Raw genomic sequence first — 18,983 nt, forward strand, 5'->3', positions numbered from 1 at the left:
CGCCGACGAACCATGGGTGGCATGGACTTTATCGTCGAATGTCCGATTTGAGCGCGGGATCGGCTCGGTGACGGGATCGCAAGTCTCTGGTGCGTGCACATCTTAGGGACGGAGCCATGGAAGAAATTTGGCGATCCCATTAACCTGCGCTGTGATCCACGTCACTCTTGACGCCTGCCGGTCCGGGCGGCAGGGTCCTGCTCGGGGTCCGGTAGCCCCGTGCCTGGGGGAGGGCGCAGGGTTCAGCCCCTCGCATCGGGGGGATTTCGTGCTGTTCTCGGTGATTCTCTATTTTCGCGTCGCCCTATTCGGGGGAGTTTCCGCGGCTCGCGAATGATCCCGTGCGATCCGGCGGCGACCGGGAGTTTTCCTGCGATTGTGCCGGGTTCCGCTGCTTTCACCTTGTTGTCCGGTTGATCCTGAGGAGGAGACCGCAGTGGCCGACGAAATGGTGCGCCGAGCGCAGAGCTTCGTGAACCTGATCTACGGGAGCCGGATCGGCATGACAGTGGAGGAAGACGGGCGGACCGGTTGGTCCACCATGTACGCGCTCACCCGGGCCCTTCAGCTCGAACTCGGCATCACGAGCCTGTCGAACAGCTTCGGGCCCACCACGCTGTCCACGTTGACGGCCAAGTACCCGGTGCTGAACAGCGGGAACATGCCGTCGGAGAACTTCTGCAAGATCATCCAGTCCGCCCTGTACTGCAAGGGCTACGACGGCGGCAGCCTGGACGGCAGCTACAACCCCGGTGTCCAGGCCGGCATGACGAAGCTCAAGACCGACATGGGGGTCGTCGGCCTGTCCGCGGGCAGTGACCTGACGCCCAAGGTCTTCAAGGCGCTGCTGAACATGGACGCGTACGTCAGCGTGAACTCCGGTTCGGAGGCGACCCGCAGCGTCCAGCAGTGGCTCAACGGCCGCTACCTGAACCGCCAGGACTTCTTCGTCATCCCGTGCGACGGCCACAACTCCCGCGACGTCGCGAAGGCCATGCTGCTGGCCATCCAGTACGAGCTGGGGATGGCCGACGGCGTCGCGAACGGCGTCTTCGGCCCCGGCACCCAGAGCGGCATCCGGTCCCACCCGGTGTCCACGGGGTCGCAGGGCACCTGGGCCTCGCTGTTCTCGGCCGCGATGATCCTCAACGACCAGCCGATCGCGTTCAGCAGCACCTTCGACAGCACCACCGCCGGCCTCGTGCGGAACTTCCAGTCGTTCGTCGGCCTCCCGGCCACCGGGAACGGCGACTTCTCGACCTGGGCCTCGCTGCTGATCTCGTACGGCGACCAGTCCCGCAAGGGCGCGGCGTGCGACTGCGTCACCCGGATCACGCCGGCCCGGGCGGCGGCGCTGAAGGCCGAGGGCATCACCTACGTCGGGCGCTACCTCACCAACCCGGTGGTGGTGGTGAAGCCGGAGGACCTGCCGGAGAAGGCGATCCAGGAGGGCGAGCTCCAGACCATCGCCAACGCCGGGCTGAGGTGCTTCCCGATCTACCAGACGTACGGTCGGGACGCGTCGAACTTCACCTACATCGCGGGACGCACGGCGGGCCAGGCCGCCGTCAACGCCGCCATGGACCACGGGTTCCAGCAGGGGACGCGGATCTACTTCGCCGTCGACTTCGACGCCATGGACTCCGACATCACCTCGAACGTGCTGCCCCACTTCAAGGGCATCCAGGACGCCATCGCCGACGACGGCAACCGGTACCGGATCGGCGTGTACGGCCCGCGGAACGTGTGCACCCGGGTGGCCAGGGCCGGACACTCGACGGCCTCCTTCGTGTCCGACATGTCCTACGGGTTCTCCGGCAACTACGGCTACCCGCTGCCCGCGGACTGGGCGTACGACCAGATCGTGACGCGCACGGTCGGCACCGCCGACGGTGCGATCAACATCGACAACAACATCGCCTCCGGGCGGGACACCGGACAGGGCAGCTTCGACCCGGGGCGCCCCGCGCGGGCCGACGTCCGGCTCGACCCGAGCGTCGTCCCCGCCATGCAGACCGACGTCGGCAAGTACATGGAGTCCCTCGGCTACCCGATCGACGGCGGCACCCGCAGCTACCAGCACTGGAAGTGCTTCCAGAGCACGGTGATCGACCACGACGACCTGATCACCGAACTCTCCGTCAAGTACAAGCTGCGCAAGGCGCTGGTCCAGACGTCGGCGTACTGGGAGATGCGGCACATCGAGCCGGTGGACGAGGCGGCCTGGCTGGCCACCATCTCGCTGTTCAACACCGTCGGGAAGTTCAAGGACACGTCCACCGGAATCGCCAAGCAGCGCGGGCTCACCCTCACCGGCGCCTGGAACTACTGCCTCGCGCAGGGGCTCATCACCGGTCGGGGCATCGCCGACCGGACCAACGACGAGCACCTGTACAACGCCTGGAAGAGCTCGTACGACTCCGAGACGTCCGCTCTCACCAGCGTCTTCCTGATCCACATGTGGGACATCGCCGGCAAGCCCGACGGCGACGACAAGTCGCCCGCGATGAGGCCGCCGCGCCTGGACTACGTGGACTCGGAGATCTACGACGTGCTGCGCCGCTACCAGGGGCCCGGAGCGGAGGCGTTCGAAGAGGCCAAGAAGCGGATGGGGCTCTACTACATCATGGAGAAGTACAACGCCATCTCCCGTAATCGATAGTGGAGTTGAAGGTCCGATGCCCGCAGACCAACCGTTCGCCAGACACGACGGCACCGTCATCCTCCTGATGTTGCTGATCGGTCTCCTCGCCACCCCGGGGCTGATCTTCTACGGCGTCAGGGGCCTGCTCCGCGCCAAGGCCGCCGCGTCCCGTGCGGCGGCCCTGGTGGCCGCCTCCGCCCTGGCGTGGGCCATGACGATCGGTCTCTACGTCTGGGGCCTGCTGTACCTGTTCATGGCCGACGACTACAGCGAGGCCCGGGCGTGCGATGCGGCGCTGGACGGACGGGTCGTGGGGTACTCCCCGTCGTTCGTCCCGCTGCGGTTCGGCTGCCTCGGACCCGACGGCCGCACGGCTTCCGTCGTCGTCCCCTCGTACGTCAACCCGGTGCTGGCCGTGCTGGTGGTCTGCGCCGTGATGCTCACCGTATTCGCGATCGTTCGAAGCAAGGAGAGAACCACGTGACGGCGAACATTCCGCGGCGCACCGTGCTGCGCCGTGCCATCGGCGTCGCCGCAGGCGCCGCGATCGGATCACAGCTGTTCGCGGTGCCCGGCCATGCCGCGACGCCCGCCCCCGACCGCGACCGGTTGCGCGAGTTGACGCGGGAGACCAGGGAGCGGGAGGCCCGGGTGCGGGAGGGCGCCGCGTCGAAGAACGGGTGGGACATGGAGAAGGTCGTGGACGACCGCGGCCACGTCTACACCCGTCCGGTGCCGGGCACGCCGCTGGGCGTCCAGGTGCGGATGGGTGACGTCGAGACGGTCCTCGTCCACGTGATCAGCAGGTTCCACTACGAGGTCGACGCCCTCCGGGAGGGCGACGTGGTCGGCTGGCGCGCGCCGGCCTCGGTGCGCCGGAACCTGGCGGAGTCCAACCAAGCGTCCGGCACCGCGGTGCAGATCCGCCCCGGCTCCTACCCCTCCGGCGTCCGCGGGGGGTTCTATCCGCTGGAGGTGCTCACGATCCGGGACATCCTCGCCGACTGCGAGGGCGTCGTGCGGTGGGGCGGTGACGACCGGGTGCCGGACGAGTCCCTGTTCTACATCGACGTCGCCCCCGACGACCGGCGGATCGCGGACGTCGCCTGGAAGTTCCGCGAGTGGGCCTTCACCCCGGGACGGGGCGCGGGGAGCATGACCGATCCGCTCCAGCCCGAGCGTCTGCAGGCCGCGGAGCGCCTGGCCGGCCGACAGGCCTGACCTCTCGCCGAATCCCGGCGAAACCGCCACAGAGGGGCACCGGACCGCGAACGGCGATCCCGTGCCCCTCTTCGGTTGCGGGCGAGGGTGCGGCAGTATGTGCGCCATGACGTCCAGCCTGCGTGACGAGACCCCAGCGCCCGGGCCGGTTCCGGCCGCGGGGCCGCTGCCGAACACCGTGGTGGTGCCCGCGGACGAGGACCCGGTCTCGGAGGCCGGCAGCGAGCTGCTGGGCGGCCCGCCGGGGCGTCGGGCGCTGCTCGGGGTGTCCTGGTGGACGCCGGCCAGGTTCCTCGCGGTGGTCGCGGTGGTGGTCTTCCTGCTGGGCCTGTTCCAGAAGGCCTCGTGCTACCAGAGCGGCTGGTTCTTCGGCGCCACCAGCCAGTACACGCACGCCTGTTACAGCGACATCCCGCACCTGTTCTCGGGGCGCGGCTTCGCGGACGGCGGGCGCCCGTACCTGGACCCGATCCCGCAGGGTTCGGCGGACATGCAGTACCTGGAGTACCCGGTGCTGACCGGTCTGTTCATGCAGATCGCGGCCTGGCTGACCACTCACAACGGCGACATGATGAGCCGCGAGCAGTGGTTCTGGCTGGTCAACGCCGGAATGCTGATGATCTGCGCGGTGGTCGCAGTGGTCGCGGTCTCCCGCACCCAGCGCCGCCGCCCGTGGGACGCGCTGCTGTTCGCCCTCGCTCCGTGCCTGGCGCTGGACTCCACCATCAACTGGGACCTGCTCGCGGTGGCGCTGGCCGCCGTGGCGATGGCGTACTGGTCCGGGTCCCGGCCGGTGTGGGCGGGTGTGTTCATCGGTCTGGCCACCGCCGCCAAGCTCTATCCGGTGCTGCTGCTGGGCCCACTGCTGGTCCTGTGCCTGCGGTCCGGGAAGTGGAAGGAGTTCGGCCTGGTCTTCGGCGGCACCGCCGGTTCCTGGCTGATCGTCAACGTGCCGATCATGCTGGCGAACTGGAAGGGCTGGCTGACCTTCTACAGCTTCAGCCAGGTCCGCACCGAGGACTACGGCTCGTTCTGGCTGATCCTGATGCAGGCCGTGCGCAACGGGCAGCACCTGGAGAGCCTGAACACCTGGATCGCGGGCCTGCTGGTGCTCAGCTGCCTGGCGATCGGCTGGCTGGCGATCAGCGCCCCGCGCCGTCCGCGCTTCGCCCAGCTGGCCTTCCTGGTGGTCGCCGCGTTCGTGCTGACCAACAAGGTGTACTCGCCGCAGTACGTGCTCTGGCTGATCCCGCTCGCGGTGCTGGCCCGGCCGCGCTGGCGGGACTTCCTGATCTGGCAGGCCTGCGAGGTGCTGTACTTCCTCGGCATCTGGTCGTACCTGGCCTACAACGGCGACGCCAAGCACCACGGCATCGACCTGCAGTGGTACCACTTCGCGATCGCCCTGCACCTGGTCGGCACCCTGTACATCTGCTACCTGGTGGTCCGCGACATCCTCTACCCGGACCGCGACCCGGTGCGCTGGGACGGGAGCGACGACCCGTCCGGCGGCGTGCTGGACGGCGCCCCGGACCGGTTCGTGCTCGGCTCGGCCCGCGGCTTGCGCGAGGAGGCGAGCTACGCCGAGTACGCCCCGCAGGGCGAGGCCGACTGGCTGGTCGAGCCCGAGCCCGCCCCGCAGCCGAAGTAGCTCCGCGGGAACGCCGAAGCCCGACCGCCTCCCCGGCGGTCGGGCTTCGGCCGTTGCGGCGGCCGCCTCAGCGTTCGACCACCCGGTCGAAGTGCGTGGTGGTGTGGCGGACGGTCAGCGCCAGTTCGTCGCCGACCGCGGGCGCCTTGTGCTCGCCGGGCAGGAACAGGATCGACACCTGCATGTGCGGCGGCTCGGCGAACCACAGCTGCTTGCCCTGCCAGCTGTACGGGGAGAGCGTCCGGTTCAGGGTGGCGAGGCAGGCCCGGGCCAGGCCCTTGAGGCGCTGCAGCATCCCGTGCACGTACTTGGGGGCCTCCAGGCCGACGCCGTGCGCGGTGCCGCCGCTGACCACCAGCAGGTGGCCGCCGGACGGGGCCCTGTGCTGCCGGTAGCCGTACCGCTCGCCGCGCCCGATCGGGGTGACGTCCAGGACGGTGGCCCGGGAGGACATCGCGCCCACGTCGCCGAGCCACAGCCGGGTGCCGATCCGGGAGCGGAACTCGGTGTCGGGGTGGCGTTCGGCCAGCCGTCGCACGTCCTTGGCGGCCAGGTGGCTGAGGTAGACGACGTCGGTGGGGAGCCCGGCCGCGCCGATCGCCCGGACCCATTCGGCGACCTCGTCCACCGGGTCGGAGCCGTCCGGCCGGTCCAGCGGCAGGTGTAGCGCGAAGCCCTCCAACGCCAGGTGGCCGACCGGGAGTTCGGGGAGTTCGCCGACCCGGACGCCGTGCCGCCGCATGCCGGTCATGCACTCGATCACCACGCGGGCGCCGGCGGGCAGCGCGGCCAGCGCCTCGGTGTGCGCGACGGTGCGGATCACCCGGTCGGCGGGCAGCTCCGCCTCGGGCTCGCCGGCCCGGTACGGGGTGAGCACCAGCAGGTCGCCGGGGAAGGCGTCGGCCGTCGCCGCCGCCTCGTCCGCGGTGCCGACGGCCAGCACGGGGCTGCCCAGCCGGGCCGCCTCCTCGGCGAGCCGCCGGTTGCCGAAGCCGTAGCCGTTGCCCTTGGCGACCGGGACCAGCCCGGGGAACTCGGCCAGCAGCCCGCGCTGGTGCGCCCGCCAGCGGTCGCCGTCCACGTACATCGTCAGGGTCATCACGTTCTCCCTGTAAAGGTCCGACCTGAGCTCAGCGGCGCGACATGTAGAGGTCGAGCGCCTTGTGCAGGAGCTTGTTGAGCGGGTAGTCCCACTCGCCGAGGTACTCCGCGGCCTGTCCGCCGGTGCCGACCTTGAACTGGATCAGTCCGAACAGGTGGTCGTCCTCGTCCAGCGTGTCGCTGATGCCGCGCAGGTCGTAGACGCTCGCGCCGAGCGCGTACGAGTCGCGGATCATCCGCCACTGGACGGCGTTGGACGGCTTCACTTCGCGCTTGTGGTTGGCGGAGGCGCCGTAGGAGTACCAGACGTGCTCACCGACGGTGAGCATGGTGGTGGCGGCCAGCGGTTCGCCGTCGTGGTAGGCGAGGTAGAGCCGCATCCGGTTGGGGTCCTCGGCGGTGAGCGCCTTCCACATCCGCTGGAAGTAGGACAGCGGGCGGGGGGTGAAGTGGTCGCGTTCGGCGGTGGTCACGTACAGCTTGTGGAAGACCGCGAGGTCTTCGTAGCCGCCCTGGACCACCTCGACGCCGGTCTTCTCGGCCTTCTTGATGTTGCGCCGCCACAGCTGGTTGAAGCCGCGCTGGACGTCGTCCAGCGAACGGCCGCCGAGCGGGACCTGGAACACGTAGCGGGGCTGCACGTCGCCGAAGCCGGCGCCGCCGTCCTCGCCCTGCAGCCAGCCGGAGCGGCGCAGGCGTTCGGCGGCCTCCAGGGCGCGCGGCTCGGACCAGTCCGGCTCGACGTCGCGCAGCCGCTTGGCCTCCTTGGAGGCGATCGCCTCCTTGATGGTGGCGGCCTCCCAGCGGCGGACCACCACCGGCGGGCCCATCTTCACCGAGAACGCGCCCTGCGACTTCAGGTGCGCCAGCATCGGCTTCAGCCAGCGGTCCAGGTCCGGGTCGAACCAGTCGATGACCGGGCCCTCGGGCAGGTACGCCAGGTACCGCTTCACCTTGGGCAGCTGGCGGTAGAGCACCAGCCCGGCGCCGACCAGCTCGCCCGCGGTGTCGAACCAGCCGAGGCTCTCGGCGCGCCACTCCGCCTTGACGTCAGCCCAGGAGGGCACCTGCATGTGGCTGGCCGAGGGCCGGCTCTGCACGAATGCCAGGTGTTCCTCACGCGTGATCGTCCGCAGACGCAGGCTCATGCTCCGTGCTCCTCCTCGTCAGACTTACCCAGGGTGACCCTATCGCCCGAATGGTCCGATTCGACCGGGAAACGGTCCGACATGGCTGTGCCCCCCCGTTTCGTACCTGCTGAGCACAGGTAGTACGCCGGGAGGGCAGTGGGGGTTGCGCGCCGGTGGTCGGGTTCACCCGGTTCCACCGCGCGCGGGGGTCACCACACGCCCCCGAAGAGTCCGCCGTGCGCCACTCCGAGGAACAGGCCGAACGCGGCGGCGCCCGTCCCGATCACCACCAGGAAGCGCTCGGCCGTGGTGACCGAGACGAACAGGCCGATCATCCCGGTGACCACCCCGGCCAGTCCGGTCCACGAGCTGAGCAGGTGGAGGTTGTAGAAGAACGAGGTGACGAAGGCGACCGCGCCGAGCAGCAGGGTGACCCCGACCAGGGCGTTCTCCCGCGGGTGCGGGTTGCCGTCGGTGTTCAGGGTGAACTGCGGCCGGTGGACGTTCTGCGCCATAGGACCCACCTCCTGTGGTGGAGGGAACGTTCGTTCTGTCCAGATTGATACTGGTATGACAGAAATGACAACCCCGGGGTCCTGGCGTTTTGTCCGCCGGTCGGCTCACCCGGTAGGCTGGCCCCTCTGCACTGGTGTAGGGCGTGCCCGCATGCCCGGACCATCGGTGCCGACGCGCACAACCCTCCTGCCACGGAGAGACCGTGGCCGTTGAGTCCAAAGGAGGTGGGTTACACATGCGTCACTACGAGGTGATGGTCATCCTCGACCCGTCGGTCGAGGAGCGCGCTGTCTCCCCCCTGATCGAGAGCTTCCTCAACGTCGTCCGCACCGGCGGCGGCAAGGTTGAGAAGATCGACACCTGGGGCCGTCGTCGCCTGGCGTACGAGATCAACAAGCAGTCCGAGGGCATCTACTCGGTCATCGACCTCACGGCCACGCCCGAGGTCGTCAAGGAGCTCGACCGCCAGCTCAGCCTGAGCGAGTCGGTTCTGCGGACCAAGGTCCTGCGCCCGGACACCCACTGAGCCCACTTCCGGCGTACGCGCCGGAGGGCTCGCGTCCGGTGTTCCACGTGGAACACCGCTGACGAGCACCGCAGAACTTCTTTCCGAGAGGTCATCACCACATGGCAGGCGAGACCGTCATCACCCTCGTCGGCAACCTCGTCGACGACCCCGAGCTGCGTTTCACTCCGTCGGGCGCCGCGGTGGCCAAGTTCCGCATCGCGTCGACCCCGCGCACCTTCGACCGTCAGACCAACGAGTGGAAGGACGGCGAAAGCCTCTTCCTCACGTGCAACGTCTGGCGTCAGCCGGCGGAGAACGTGGCCGAGTCGCTGCAGCGCGGCATGCGCGTGATCGTGCAGGGCCGACTGCGCCAGCGGTCTTACGAGACCAAGGAAGGCGAGAAGCGGACGGTCTTCGAGGTCGAGGTCGATGAGGTCGGCCCGAGCCTGCGCTCGGCGACCGCCAAGGTCACCCGCGCCAACCGCTCCGGCGGTCCCGGCGGCGGTGGCGGTGGCGGCTTCGGCGGCCAGCAGGGCGGCGGCGGGTACGGCGGCGGCAACCAGGGTGGCGGCAGCTGGGGTGGCAACTCCGGCGGCGGTCAGTCCGGCCCGTCCGACGACCCGTGGGCGTCCAGCGCCCCGTCCGGCGGCCAGCAGGGCGGCGGCTGGGGCGCCCCGTCCGGTGGTGGCGGCTACTCGGAAGAGCCCCCGTTCTAAGCGGCGCTCGGCCGGGCCCGCACGGGCCCGGACACGCTGACAGATCTCGTACTTAACGGAGCACACAATGGCGAAGCCGCCTGCTCGCAAGCCCAAGAAGAAGGTTTGCGTCTTCTGCAAGGACAAGGCCACTTACGTGGACTACAAGGACACGAACCTGCTGCGGAAGTTCATTTCCGACCGCGGCAAGATCCGTGCCCGCCGGGTCACCGGCAACTGCACCCAGCACCAGCGTGACGTCGCCACGGCCGTGAAGAACAGCCGTGAGATGGCCCTGCTGCCCTACACCTCCACCACGCGCTAAGAGAGGGTGACCGAACAATGAAGATCATCCTCACTCACGAGGTCCCCGGCCTCGGCAGCGCCGGCGAGGTCGTCGAGGTCAAGGACGGCTACGCCCGCAACTTCCTGGTCCCGCGTGGCTTCGCCATCCGCTGGACCAAGGGCGGTCAGAAGGACGTCGACGCCATCCGTCGCGCCCGGAAGATCCACGCCATCCAGACCCTCGAGGCCGCCAACGAGGTCAAGGCCAAGCTCGAGGGCCTGCAGGTCAAGCTGGCCGTTCGCTCCGGCGACGCCGGCCGCCTGTTCGGCTCGGTGACCCAGGCCGACGTCGTGGAGGCCATCAAGGCCGCCAACGGCCCGGCCGTGGACAAGCGCGCCGTCGCGATCGCCTCGCCGATCAAGACCGTGGGCACCCACAAGGTCTCGGTCAAGCTGCACTCGGACGTTCAGGCCAACCTCGACGTCGCCGTCGTCGCTGCCTGATCTCTGCCGCAGAGCTGACGAAGGGGCCGGACTCCACTCGGAGTCCGGCCCCTTCGCCGTGCCGTCGACGGGCTACGCCCGGACGGCGCCGGTCACCATCCAGCGGCCGGTGCGTATCCGGCCGGCCAGGACCGCGGCCCGGGCCAGCATGAACAGGTTCATCGCCCACCACAGCCCGGCCAGGCCGAGGCCCAGCACGGGCACCGCGAGGACGGCCGGGGTGAACAGCAGCAGCGCGGCCAGCATCCCCCAGGCCAGGAAGCGGCCGTCGCCGGCGCCCATCAGCACGCCGTCCAGCACGAACACCAGGCCGCCGATCGGCTGGGTCAGCGCCGCCAGCAGCAGCACGGTGGACAGCAGCCCCCGCACCGACGGGTCGTCGGTGAACAGCGGGACGTACAGCGGCCGGGCCAGCACCATCAGCAGGCCCAGCAGCACGCCCGCGCCGACGCCCCACTCGACCATCCGCCGGGTCGCCGCCCGGGTGCCCGGCAGGTCGCCGGCGCCCAGGTAGCGGCCGATGATGGCCTGCCCGGCGATCGCCACGGCGTCCAGCGCGAAGGCCATGAACGACCAGATGGTCATGGTGATCTGGTGGGCCGCGATCTCGGCGTCGCCCAGGTGCGCGGCCACCGCGGTGGCCAGCAGCAGCGAGGCGCGCAGGCTCAGGGTGCGCACCACCAGCGGGCCGCCGGCCCGGGCGGAGGCCTTGATGCCGGCCAGGTCGGGCCGCAGCCCGGCGCCCTCCCGGCGGGCGCCGCGGACCACCACGGCCACGTACACGGCGGCCATCGCGTTCTGCGCGATCACGGTGCCCCAGGCGGAGCCGGCCACCCCGAGGCCGGCGCCGTACACCAGGCCGAGGTTGAGCAGCAGGTTGGCGCCGAACCCGCCGATCGCCACCAGCAGCGGGGTGCGGGTGTCCTGGAACCCGCGCAGCACGCCGGTGGCGGCCAGCACCAGCAGCATCGCGGGCACGCCGAGGGCGCTGATCCGCAGGTAGGTGACGGCGTACGGGGCGGCGGTGGGGGAGGCCCCGAGCAGGTGGGCGGCCTGCGGAGCGAGGGCCAGCGTGAGCACGACCATGCCCGCGGAGAGGATCAGGGCCAGCCAGATCCCGTCGATGCCCTGCTGGACGGCGGCCCGGCGGTCGCCGGCGCCGATCCGGCGGGCGACCGCGGCGGTGGTGGCGTAGGCGAGGAAGACGAAGATCCCGGCGGCGGTGGTGAGCGCGGCGGAGGCGATGCCGAGGCCGGCCAGCTGGGCGGTGCCGAGGTGGCCGACGATCGCGGAGTCGGCCATCAGGAAGAGCGGTTCGGCGACCAGCGCGCCGAACGCCGGGACCGCGAGCGCGAGGATCTCGCGGTCGTGGCGGCGGCGTTCGGCCGTGGGGGCGGGACGGGTGGGCGTCGCGGGCATGACGTCCACCCTACTCATCCACAGGTAATGATCGCTAGTGCCTTTTGGCTCTTACCGGACCTGTGGACGGACGGTGGATCGAACGGCCGATCGAACAGCCGGGCGGTCCCGTCCCCAGCTGTGTGAAGAATTTCTCATGCACAGGGTGGGGAAAAGGTCGCCGCAGGTCAGCGAGTTGACACCGGGGCGATCGTGTGGTTATCCACAGCGGTGTCCACAGGGTTGTGCACAGCTTTCCGGGGGTTCTCCACAGCCTCCGAGCAGTTATCCACATGGCCTGTGGATAACCGTCTTGGAGGAACCGCCCGGACCCCCGTACCGTGGCTCCGGACCAGACCCCGGTGGCCGCGCGACACCGCCCCGCACACAGCCGGAACTGTCGGCTCGGTGGCGTATGAAAGACAGAGCGCCCGCACCGGACAGGCCCGCACCAACTCGCACCAACCGCTGATCGGGGAACACGCGTGACCGGCCCCCAGTACGACGACCACGAAGCCCCTCCGCCCCCGGAGGACGACTGGCAGCCGTCCGACGATGCCTTCCCGCTCGACGCCTTCCCCGACGGTCCCGGCGACCGCCTGCCCGCCACCCGTCGTTCGAACAACGCCGCCAACGGCTCCGGTGGGCAGGGCGGCGGCGGGGGCTTCCAGCGCCGTGACGGCGGCGGAAAGGGCGACCGCTTCCCCGGCAAGGGCGAGCGGCGCGACCGCGACGGCGAGACCGGCTTCGGCGGCAGCGAGGGATTCGAACGAGTCCCCCCGCAGGACCTGGCGGCGGAGCAGTCCGTGCTCGGCGGCATGCTGCTGTCCAAGGACGCCATCGCCGACGTGGTCGAGGTGCTCAAGCCCGCCGACTACTACCGGCCCGCCCACGAGCTGATCCACGGCGCGATCCTCGACCTCTACGCCCGCGGCGAGCCCGCCGACCCGATCACCGTGGCCGGCGAGCTCACCAAGCGCGGCGAGCTGGTCCGCGTCGGCGGCGCCTCCTACCTGCACACCCTGGTCAACTCCGTCCCGACCGCGGCCAACGCCGAGTACTACGCGGAGATCGTCCACGAGCGCGCCGTGCTGCGCCGCCTGGTCGAGGCCGGCACCCGGATCGCCGGCATGGGCTACGCCGCCGAGGGCGACGTGGACGACATCGTCAACGCCGCCCAGGCCGAGATCTACGCCGTCACCGAGCAGCGCACCAACGAGGACTACGCCCCGCTCGCCGACATCATGGAGGGCGCGCTCGACGAGATCGAGGCGATCGGCTCCCGGTCCGGCCAGATGTCCGGCGTCCCCACCGGCTTCGCCGACTTCGACCAGCTCACCAACGGCCTGCACCCCGGCCAGATGATCGTCATCGCGGCCCGCCCCGCCATGGGTAAGTCCACCCTGGCGCTGGACTTCGCCCGGGCCTGCTCGATCCACAACAACCTGCCGAGCGTGATCTTCTCGCTCGAAATGGGCCGCAACGAGATCGCCATGCGCCTGCTGTCGGCGGAGGCCCGGGTGGCGCTGCACCACATGCGCTCCGGCAACATGACCGACGACGACTGGACGCGGGTGGCCCGGCGGATGCCCGAGGTCAGCGCGGCGCCGCTGTACATCGACGACTCGCCGAACCTGTCGATGATGGAGATCCGCGCCAAGTGCCGCCGGCTGAAGCAGCGCAACGACCTGCGCCTGGTGGTCATCGACTACCTGCAGCTGATGCAGGCCGGCGGCTCGCGGCGGGCGGAGAGCCGCCAGCAGGAGGTCTCGGACATGTCCCGAAACCTCAAGCTGCTGGCGAAGGAGCTGGAGATCCCGGTGATCGCGCTCTCCCAGCTGAACCGTGGCCCCGAGCAGCGCACCGACAAGAAGCCGATGGTCTCCGACCTGCGTGAGTCCGGCTCGATCGAGCAGGACGCCGACATGGTCATCCTGCTGCACCGCGAGGACGCCTACGAGAAGGAGTCCCCGCGGGCCGGCGAGGCGGACCTGATCGTGGCCAAGCACCGTAACGGCCCGACCGCCACCATCACCGTCGCCTTCCAGGGCCACTACTCGCGCTTCGTGGACATGACCCGCGACGTGACCTGACGGACGGTGAGGCGGCGCGCCGTCAGAACCAGTGCAGGCAGTGCGGTTCGCGTTCGGCGCGGAACATGGCGTCGGCCAGCGCGGCCGCGGCCGGGTGGTGGGCGCGGATGTGGCCGGCCCGGACCAGGGTGCTCGGGGCGGTGCCGCCCAGGTAGATCGAGCCGAGGTCGCTGATGTCCAGCGACAGGTCGGGCTCGCGGTCGGTCGGGGTGCAGTCGGCCTGACCGTCGCGGACGGTCAGCAGGTGGCGGGTCCGCTCGCCGAGGAACGGGTCGTCGACGTCCAGGACGAGCTCGCCGTCCGCGGACCAGCCGCGGGCGGTGAGGGCGCGCGGGACGTCGAGCAGCCGCACCCAGAGCCAGTCGGTGTCGTTGGTGATCGCGCCGGCGGCGAAGTCGGTCAGCTGCCAGCGCAGCGGGTTCCCCGGCGGGAAGTGCCGGAAGGCGACCTCGGTGACCAGGTCGTGGCCGAGCAGGCAGCGGGCCAGCGCGGTGAACGCGGCGTCGTCGAGCGCGACGGTCTCGTCGACCAGCATGGCCAGCGAGTCGTCGAGGGAGTAGCAGGCGTACCCGTCCGGGGTGCCGTCGGCGTCCCGGTGGAGGGCGATCCAGCGCTGGGCGGGGGCGGTCGGCGGGTGCCCGGCCCGCCGGGACCACCAGCGCGGCGGGCGGGAGACCGCGCCCGGCTGGGTGCGGCGGTAGCGGTCGTAGACCTGCTCCACCAGCTCGCGGCAGTCGCTGAGCGGGAGCAGTTCGACGGTGCCGGCGGGCTCCTGGCCGGCCCGCGGCGGCGTGAGCGCGGCCCGGTGCCGGGGCACGGTCAGCCGCCGGGTGTAGGTCGCCGGGCCGTAGCCGAACCGCCGGTAGATCACCGCCTCGGAGGCCAGCAGCACCGACATGATCTCGCCGCGTTCGCGCAGGTCGGCGAGCTGACGGCGCTTCATCTCGGTGAGGATGCCCTGCCGCCGGTGGGTGGGCAGCACGCCGACGCAGCTGATGCCGGCCACCGGCACGGTCGACCCGCCGGGCAGCGTCAACTCGAACGAGTACGCGCACGCGGTGCCGACCGGCCGCCCCTGCTCGGTGACGGCGAGCAGCCCGCGCTCGGGTTCGAGCGCCGACCACCAGACCCCGCCGCCGTCCTCCTCCGGCGACGTCGGGTGCTTCCCGAACGCCGCGAACACGGTGTCGACGAAGACGTCGAGGTCCTTCTCGGTGGTGGAACGAATCTCCATGGCTGTGCTGCCTCCCCGCAGTCGTCCGGCCAGGTGCCCGCCCCAGTGCAAGCGGCGGCCCGCCACTGGGTCAAGCGAATTTTCGGCTGGTGGTTTCACCCGCCGTGATGGACCACGACGACCTGCCACTGTGCCTGCTGCCGGACGAAGTGACGCTGCTGCTGGCCGAGTTGGCGGCGCCGCCGCGGCTGGTGGCGCACCTGCGGCTGGTGCACGACGTGGCGGTGCGACTGGTGGACCGGGCAGCGGCGCACTGCCCGGCGCTGGAGTTCGACCGGGCGGCGGTGCTGTTCGGCGCGGCCACCCACGACATCGGTAAGGCCGTGCACCGGGCGGAACTGTCCGCCCCCGGATCGGCGCACGAGCCGGCCGGCCGGGAACTGCTGCTGACGGCGGGCGTCGCCCCGCGCCTGGCGCGCTTCGCGGCCGGCCACGCGACCTGGGGCCCGGACACCGGCGTCGAGGACCTGCTGGTGTCCCTCGCCGACCAGGCCTGGAAGAACAAGCGCGTCCCGGTCCTGGAGGACCTGCTGGTCACCGCCCTGGTCCGGGCCGGTGGCGGCGAGCGGTGGGAGGCGTTCCTCGTCCTGGACGAACTGCTCGCCGCGATCGGCGACGGCGCGGAGGAGCGCCTGGCGTACCAGGCGCTCCTCCCGACGAGTTAGGCGAGGGTGACGGTGCTGCGGAAGACCGTCGCGCCGGGGCCGGTCAGCGCGGTCTTCGCGCCGTTCGCCGGCAGGAACGCCGACTCGCCCCGGCGAAGCGTCAATGTCTGCCCCTCGGAGGCGAGTTCGACGGTGCCGCCGGTGCAGAGCAGGATCTGCGGGGCGTCGCCCGGGATGGCGACGGGGTGCTCGGCGAGGTCGTAGCGGGAGAGGCGGAACTCGTCGATCGGCACCGGGTAGAGCCGCTCGCCGTCCGTGCCGGGCTCGGGGCGCATGATCTCCGGGCTGCCGCTCTCGAAGCCGACCACCTTCATCAGCTCGGGGACGTCCACGTGCTTCGGGGTGAACCCGCAGCGCAGCACGTTGTCGGAGTTGGCCATGATCTCCACGCCGGTGCCGCGCAGGTACGCGTGCGGCAGGCCGGCGCCGAGGTAGAGGGCCTCGCCGGGCTGCAGGCGGACGTAGTTGAGCAGCAGGGCGGCGACCAGGCCGCGGTCGCCGGGGTACTCGGCGGCGGCGAAGGCGTAGCCGGCCATCGCACCCGTCGGGTCGGACGGGGCGGCGGCGGTGACGGCGCGGGCCACGGCGTCCACGGTGGCCCGGCCCTGCTCGTCCGTCAGCGCGAGCGCCTCGGCGAGCGCGCCGGACAGCGCCTCGGCCTCCGGCTTGGTGCGCAGCAGGTCGATCAGCGGCTCCAGCCCGGGCACCTCCAGCGAGGCCATCAGGTCGGCCGCGTCGGCGGGCGTCCGGAAGCCGCACAGGCCCTCGAACTCGCTGAGCGCGCAGATCAGTTCGGGCTTGTGGTTGTCGTCCTTGTAGTTGCGGTGCGGCGCGTCGACCGGGATGCCGCGCCGCTCCTCGTCGGCGTAGCCGGCCCGGGCCTCGGCGCGGGTGGGGTGGGCCTGGATGGACAGCGGGGTGGCGGCGGCCAGCACCTTCAGCAGGAACGGCAGGGTGGGTCCGAACTGCGCGACGGCGGCGGCGCCGAGCTCGGCCGCCGGGTCGGCGGCGATCACCCGGTCGAGCGGCGCCGGGCCGTTGCCGCGGTCGACCACCGAGGGCGCGCCGGGGTGGGCGCCCATCCACAGCTCGGCCTGCGGCTCACCGGTGGCGGGCCGGTCGAGCAGCTCGGGGATGGCGGTGGCCGACCCCCAGGCGTAGTCGCGGACGGTGTTGTCGAGCCGGTCCATCAAGTACTCCCGGATACGTGCGGACATGCGTGCGCTGCGGTGGCCAGTGCGCGAGGACCACCGACAATAGCTGACGCACCTGGCCGCCCGATGGTGCCAGTGATCACTCTCCTGGGCGCGCCAACCGGCATCGGACGGGTGTTCCGGAGAGGCTGGGACGGTAACCGGGGCCGATCGGTCCCGCCACCGACACCGACCAGGGGAGCAGCCGTGACCGCGTCACCGCCCGACGAGAACGCCGAGGGCCGTGGGGCGGGCGCCGCGCCGCCCTTCCCCCCGTTGGCGGTCGACGTCTTCACCGGCCCGGAGACCGCGTTCTTCGCCACCTCCAGCCTGATCATGGGCGAGCGCACGGCGATCCTGGTGGACGCCCAGCTGACCCGCAGCGCGGGCCGGGAACTCGCCGAGTGGATCGCCGGCAAGGGCCGCCAACTGCTGGCGATCGTGGTCACCCACCAGCACCCGGACCACTACTTCGGCGCGGACGAGGTGCTCCGGCTGTTCCCGGACGCCCAGCTGCTGGCCGCGCCGTCGGTGGTGGAGGGCATCCGGCAGACCGCGGCGGCGAAGGTGGCGCAGTGGAAGCCGGTGTACGGCGACGACATCCCCGACCGGCCGCGGCTGCCCGCCCCGCTGCTCCCGCAGCCGCTGATGATCGACGGCCAGCTGATCCGGGTGCTGCCGCTCGGCCAGGCCGACAGCGCGGGCTCCACCGTGGTGTACCTGCCGAGCATCCACACCGTGGTCGCGGGCGACTTCGTCTACAACGGCACCCACGTGTGGACGGCCGACACCGACCCGGCTGCCCGCGGCCAGTGGTCGCACAACCTCGGCCGGATCGCCGACCTGAGCGTGGACCGGGTGATCGCCGGACACCGCGCCCCCGGCATGGACGACGCCGCGCACCGCGTCCTGGGCTTCACCGCCGAGTACCTGCGCGACTTCGACGAGGCGCTGGCCGACCACCCGCGGGACGCCGAGGCCCTCGCCACCGCGGTGAACGAGCGCTACGGCGGCCTGACCCTGCCGGCCATCCTGGAGCTCGGCGCGGCGGCCAACGTCGGCCGCGCGCAGGTTCCGCCGGAGGACAACGACATCATCGACGCGGAGATCGTCGACGAGCAGGACGACGAGCCGGGCGACGAGCGGTGATACTGCCCGGATGACGCAGTACGACGCGGTGGTGGCCGCCGGCGGGGCGGGCCGACGGCTCGGCGGCACGGACAAGCCGGCCCTGACGGTCGGCGGGCGGCCGCTGCTGGACCGGGTGCTGACCGCCTGTGCGGGCGCCCACCGGATCCTGGTGGTCGGCCCGCGGCGGCCCACCGACCGCACCGGCGTGCACTGGCTGCGCGAGGACCCGCCCGGCGGCGGCCCGCTGGCGGCGGTGGCCGCCGCGCTCCCCGAGGTGTCGTCGCCGCTGGTGCTGCTGCTCGCCGCGGACCTGCCGTTCCTCGACACCGCCACGGTGACCCGACTGCTGGCCGCCGTCGGCGATGCGGACGGCGCGCTGCTGGTGGACACCGAAGGCCGCGACCAGCCGCTGACCGCCGCGTACCGCACCACCGCACTGCGCGAGACCCTCGCCGCGCTCGGCGACCCAGCCGGCCGGCCCCTGCGCGCCCTGACCGCCCCGCTGCGCCTGGCCCGGGTCGCCGACCCGACGGGCGCGTCCTTCGACTGCGACACCCCGGACGAACTGGCAGCGGCCCGCCTGCGGGCGGCGGGGGAGCACTGAGCCGCCGGCACCGGGACCGGTGCGTGGCGCTCCGGGTGGAAGCGGCCTGCGGCCCGCGACTCGCGGGATCGGGCAGCATGGGCGTCATGGAGCGCACATTGGACGAGTGGATGGCCGCGGCGGCCGCCGAACTGGGGCTGGACCTGACGGTGGACGTCCGGGGGTTGCTGGACATGACGCGGGTGGTGGCGCACGGCGTGGAGCGTCCGGCGGCGCCGTTGACGGCGTTCCTGGTCGGGTACGCGGCGGCGCGCGGCGGCGGCGGGGCGGCGGCGGTGGCCGAGGCGTCCGCGAAGGCGACGGCGCTGGCCGAGCGGTGGGCGGCCGAGGCGGACGGCCCGGCGGAGCGGTGAGCGGCGGGGCGGGCAGGGGGACGGTGGATCCGGTCGGCGCGGTGGCGCCGGCCGCGG

Annotated in this window: 17 protein-coding genes and 1 pseudogene; 12 read left to right on the plus strand and 6 right to left on the minus strand. The window is 71.4% G+C overall.

Features of this window, described 5'->3' with window-relative positions:
• The first annotated feature begins 436 nt into the window (after positions 1–436).
• The 4 genes from CG736_RS31960 to CG736_RS31975 all read left to right on the plus strand — a co-directional run bounded on the left by CG736_RS31960 (position 437) and on the right by CG736_RS31975 (position 5,516).
• On the plus strand, positions 437–2,662 hold the full coding sequence (locus tag CG736_RS31960) for a glycoside hydrolase domain-containing protein (RefSeq protein ID WP_100589625.1): 2,226 nt from the start codon (positions 437–439) through the stop codon (positions 2,660–2,662).
• Positions 2,663–2,678: 16 nt separating this feature from the next.
• A complete protein-coding gene (locus CG736_RS31965) occupies positions 2,679–3,128 on the plus strand; it encodes a hypothetical protein (RefSeq protein ID WP_100589626.1) in 450 nt (149 codons plus the stop codon).
• On the plus strand, positions 3,125–3,865 hold the full coding sequence (locus CG736_RS31970; RefSeq protein WP_100589627.1) for a hypothetical protein: 741 nt from the start codon (positions 3,125–3,127) through the stop codon (positions 3,863–3,865). The genes CG736_RS31965 and CG736_RS31970 overlap by 4 nt, the downstream gene beginning before the upstream one ends.
• A gap of 106 nt (positions 3,866–3,971) precedes the next feature.
• Positions 3,972–5,516 carry a glycosyltransferase family 87 protein gene (locus CG736_RS31975; protein WP_100589628.1) on the plus strand — a complete coding sequence of 515 codons (1,545 nt, stop codon included), beginning with the start codon at positions 3,972–3,974 and terminating at the stop codon, positions 5,514–5,516.
• Between the two features lie 67 nt (positions 5,517–5,583).
• Here CG736_RS31975 and CG736_RS31980 read toward each other — a convergent pair whose 3' ends face one another.
• The 3 genes from CG736_RS31980 to CG736_RS31990 all read right to left on the minus strand — a co-directional run bounded on the left by CG736_RS31980 (position 5,584) and on the right by CG736_RS31990 (position 8,262).
• Positions 5,584–6,615 (minus strand): alanine racemase, encoded by a 1,032-nt coding sequence (locus CG736_RS31980; RefSeq protein WP_100589629.1) that lies wholly within the window; start codon positions 6,613–6,615, stop codon positions 5,584–5,586.
• A 31-nt stretch (positions 6,616–6,646) separates the two neighbouring features.
• Positions 6,647–7,765: a peptidoglycan bridge formation glycyltransferase FemA/FemB family protein gene (locus CG736_RS31985; protein WP_100589630.1), complete on the minus strand. Its 1,119-nt coding sequence runs from the start codon at positions 7,763–7,765 to the stop codon at positions 6,647–6,649.
• Between the two features lie 191 nt (positions 7,766–7,956).
• A complete protein-coding gene (locus CG736_RS31990; protein WP_100589631.1) occupies positions 7,957–8,262 on the minus strand; it encodes a hypothetical protein in 306 nt (101 codons plus the stop codon).
• A gap of 236 nt (positions 8,263–8,498) precedes the next feature.
• Between CG736_RS31990 and rpsF the strand changes: the two genes are divergently transcribed.
• From rpsF to rplI, 4 genes are all read left to right on the plus strand, one after another.
• A complete protein-coding gene (rpsF, locus tag CG736_RS31995) occupies positions 8,499–8,789 on the plus strand; it encodes a 30S ribosomal protein S6 (RefSeq protein WP_100589632.1) in 291 nt (96 codons plus the stop codon).
• Positions 8,790–8,890: 101 nt separating this feature from the next.
• Positions 8,891–9,487, plus strand: coding sequence for a single-stranded DNA-binding protein (locus CG736_RS32000; RefSeq protein ID WP_100589633.1), 597 nt, complete (start codon positions 8,891–8,893; stop codon positions 9,485–9,487).
• Positions 9,488–9,554: 67 nt separating this feature from the next.
• Complete coding sequence (gene rpsR / locus CG736_RS32005; RefSeq protein ID WP_030457605.1) at positions 9,555–9,791, plus strand: 30S ribosomal protein S18; 237 nt, start codon at positions 9,555–9,557, stop codon at positions 9,789–9,791.
• 17 nt (positions 9,792–9,808) lie between these two features.
• Positions 9,809–10,255, plus strand: coding sequence for a 50S ribosomal protein L9 (rplI, locus tag CG736_RS32010; RefSeq protein ID WP_035864395.1), 447 nt, complete (start codon positions 9,809–9,811; stop codon positions 10,253–10,255).
• Positions 10,256–10,327: 72 nt separating this feature from the next.
• Here rplI and CG736_RS32015 read toward each other — a convergent pair whose 3' ends face one another.
• Positions 10,328–11,674, minus strand: coding sequence for an MATE family efflux transporter (locus tag CG736_RS32015; protein WP_100589650.1), 1,347 nt, complete (start codon positions 11,672–11,674; stop codon positions 10,328–10,330).
• A gap of 578 nt (positions 11,675–12,252) precedes the next feature.
• On the opposite strand from CG736_RS32015, the gene dnaB reads away from it, so the two are divergent.
• Positions 12,253–13,746, plus strand: a complete 1,494-nt coding sequence (gene dnaB, locus CG736_RS32020) for a replicative DNA helicase (protein ID WP_043916617.1) — start codon at positions 12,253–12,255, stop codon at positions 13,744–13,746.
• A gap of 22 nt (positions 13,747–13,768) precedes the next feature.
• Here the strand turns inward: dnaB and CG736_RS32025 are convergent, their stop codons facing one another.
• On the minus strand, positions 13,769–14,980 hold the full coding sequence (locus tag CG736_RS32025) for a GNAT family N-acetyltransferase (RefSeq protein WP_100589634.1): 1,212 nt from the start codon (positions 14,978–14,980) through the stop codon (positions 13,769–13,771).
• Positions 14,981–15,087: 107 nt separating this feature from the next.
• Between CG736_RS32025 and CG736_RS32030 the strand changes: the two genes are divergently transcribed.
• Complete coding sequence (locus CG736_RS32030) at positions 15,088–15,645, plus strand: HD domain-containing protein (RefSeq protein ID WP_100589635.1); 558 nt, start codon at positions 15,088–15,090, stop codon at positions 15,643–15,645.
• Here the strand turns inward: CG736_RS32030 and manA are convergent.
• Positions 15,642–16,835 (minus strand): mannose-6-phosphate isomerase, class I, encoded by a 1,194-nt coding sequence (gene manA, locus CG736_RS32035; protein ID WP_100589636.1) that lies wholly within the window; start codon positions 16,833–16,835, stop codon positions 15,642–15,644. The genes CG736_RS32030 and manA overlap by 4 nt on opposite strands.
• Before the next feature lie 210 nt (positions 16,836–17,045).
• On the opposite strand from manA, the gene CG736_RS32040 reads away from it, so the two are divergent.
• Positions 17,046–17,987: an MBL fold metallo-hydrolase gene (locus CG736_RS32040; protein ID WP_157815819.1), complete on the plus strand. Its 942-nt coding sequence runs from the start codon at positions 17,046–17,048 to the stop codon at positions 17,985–17,987.
• A 10-nt stretch (positions 17,988–17,997) separates the two neighbouring features.
• A pseudogene (locus tag CG736_RS38195) lies at positions 17,998–18,926 on the plus strand (NTP transferase domain-containing protein).
• Positions 18,927–18,983 lie beyond the last annotated feature (57 nt).

Source organism: Kitasatospora sp. CB02891, from assembly GCF_002803145.1.
Lineage (GTDB): Bacteria > Actinomycetota > Actinomycetes > Streptomycetales > Streptomycetaceae > Kitasatospora > Kitasatospora griseola.